Here is a 2,480-nt window from a genome sequence, read left to right as displayed (position 1 = left end):
TGTAACCGTCAAGTAGAATTGTGCACTTTTTGCCAGATAACTTTGTGCACTTTTATTATTCAAAAATAGTCTCTCTGTTTTTCATGCGATGACTATCTCCATTCATATGAATAATCTCACATCGATGAAGGAGACGATCAAGAATCGCTGTAGCGATACCTTGATCTCCAAGCATTTTGCTCCAACTATCAGGACCTTTATTCGATGTTAAGATAATAGAGCTTTTTTCATATAAATCACTCACTAACTGAAAGAACAGATTGGCTTCATTCGTTTCCATAGCCATAAACATCATGTCATCTATAATGACCAAATTAGATTTCCTAACACGGTTTAACCGTAGTTGAGACTTTCGTACATACTCTTCTGTTTTAAGTAAGGAAATTAATTCTGCCATTGATATAAAAGAAACTTGCTTGCCTTGCTTAATAGCTTCCATTCCTAAGCCAATTGAAATATGCGTTTTGCCCACCCCTGGTGGGCCAAGTAATAAAAGATTAAACGCTTGGTTCAACCATTCGAATTCTTTTAGTTGACCAATTTGTCGGTCACTTAAGACAGCCGCTTGAGATGTGTCAAAATTGTCTAGTGTTCTCTCAAATGGGAATTGTGCCCATATCAAATATTTTTGAATCATCTTTTCTTCACGGCGTTTTTCTTCATGATTACATAGAGCCACAAGTAATTCCTGATAGGTCCAAGATTTCTGCTCGGCTTCTCTTAAAAAAGTAGGAAGGGCATCTGCTGTTTCAGTCATTCGAAATTGCTTAAACTGGCGCTGAAGGGTTTGTGTTGTTCCTATGATGAATGACCTCCTAACAGGGTTAAATACGAGTCCAGGCTTCGTTCTGTTGCTGTTATCTTCTGGTACTCCTCTGGTAAAGTTTGGCTTTCCAGATTGTTACTTTCTGTCTGAACCTGGCGACGTGCGATTTCTCTCGCTACGTCTCTAAACTGATTGGCACTAGTAAAGTTCAGTGCGATACATTTGTCCAAAGCTTCTTCTATATAATCACCATCTCTTTCTGCTACTTTCTCCATAACACGTAATTGATCCCGAATATGTCTTGGGTAGTTCTCTTTTAATTTGTAGATGTATTCCTTTGCTTTTTCTTTGTCTTTAAAGAGGTTTAGTACCTCGCTTATGTGTTGATTTAGTTTTCGATTCTTCTCTTGTTCTCGGCCATGTGATGGATTTTTGACTAAGTTTCCTTTCCCTTTGGAAAGGGGGTGCGCATCAATCCACTTGCCTGTATTATAATCAAATAAATCTAGAAGATCATCACGTTCAGCGATACGAACTTTAATATGTTTTTTTGGTTGATACATGCCTAGTGGCACCGAATAATAATTAGATTTATACTGAATCGTATTGTCTTTCAAAACGGTCTTTGTTATACTTTCATTGTTCGATCGAATGATTTTATTTGAAACCGAGATGAGGTGTGACTTTTCCAGGGCATACACATTTTTCGGTTTCTTTTTTGTTCTTTCGTGGACTTTATCATTTCCTGTTCTTACCAGCCACCGTTCACATTGTTCTTGCCATGTGTCTAATGATTGGTATCGTCTTCCACGCGCAAAGTTATATTTAACAAACTTGATGACTGACTCAATTTTCCCTTTTGATTCTGGATCAGCTGCTCGACAAAGATAGATAAGAAACTGTCGTTCCTGTCTGTACGCTTGAAATTGTTTGGTGTATAGAATATCTCCATTATTTTCACTGACAATCATGAGCTTATCTTGATCATATACAATCTCTTCTGTCCGACCACCATAGTATTCAAACGCATTTTCATGAGCTCTAATCACATCGTTTGTTGTAAAAGGCTTCTCTTGCCATTCTGCGTATTTATAACGTGAATGAGAGAGGACAAAACCAATGCAATACAACTTCACATATTTCCCGTTCTCTGTTCGCTGTATCTTCATTTCTCCGAAATCGACTTGCATCTGTTTACCCATTGGCAATTCAGGTACAGCTTCATAGTTGCGATAAGTCATAACTTTAGGAATCCCATATTGTTCACGTAACTCCTTAACGTATGAGCGAATGGTACTTGGTGCAGCCTCATAGTAATTAAACTGTTCTTTTAACCAATCTTCTACTTGTGCTGCGGATAATTCAGGTTCATCACTCAACCAGTCATGAATCTTCTCTTTATAAGGATCCAGTTTTTTTGAACGAGTTTGTCGGGATTCTACCCAACGAACAGACTCATCTGGATCTTTATCTAAGTATGTTTTCACTGTGTTTCTATGGATACCTAACATGCGTCCGATTTTTGCATTCTTAAATCCTTTCTTTTTATATTGATGTACTTTTGCGATTGTATTCAACTTTTTAAAATCCACCTTTTCCTTCTCCTTTAACCAATAAACTAACTAATTCAGTTTATCAAATTAAACGAGGTTATAGGATAAAAGTGCATATTCTTATCTAGCAGAAACTGCTACATATAGTTTAGCAGTCACAA

The 2,480-nt window shown here is 37.1% G+C and carries 2 protein-coding genes; both read right to left on the bottom strand.

Annotation, left to right across the window (positions count from 1 at the left end):
• Window positions 1-55: 55 nt before the first annotated feature.
• Window positions 56-802: an IS21-like element helper ATPase IstB gene (gene istB / locus C3945_RS11590; protein WP_272928103.1), complete on the bottom strand. Its 747-nt coding sequence runs from the start codon at window positions 800-802 to the stop codon at window positions 56-58.
• Window positions 799-2,358, bottom strand: coding sequence for an IS21 family transposase (istA, locus tag C3945_RS11585; protein ID WP_161879808.1), 1,560 nt, complete (start codon window positions 2,356-2,358; stop codon window positions 799-801). Before istA ends, istB begins: the two co-directional genes overlap by 4 nt.
• Between the last annotated feature and the right edge of the window lie 122 nt (window positions 2,359-2,480).

The sequence above is a fragment of the Alkalibacterium sp. MB6 genome, assembly GCF_009935905.1.
Taxonomy (GTDB): Bacteria; Bacillota; Bacilli; order Lactobacillales; family Carnobacteriaceae_A; genus Alkalibacterium.
This window is presented reverse-complemented; position numbering and strand designations above follow the sequence as displayed.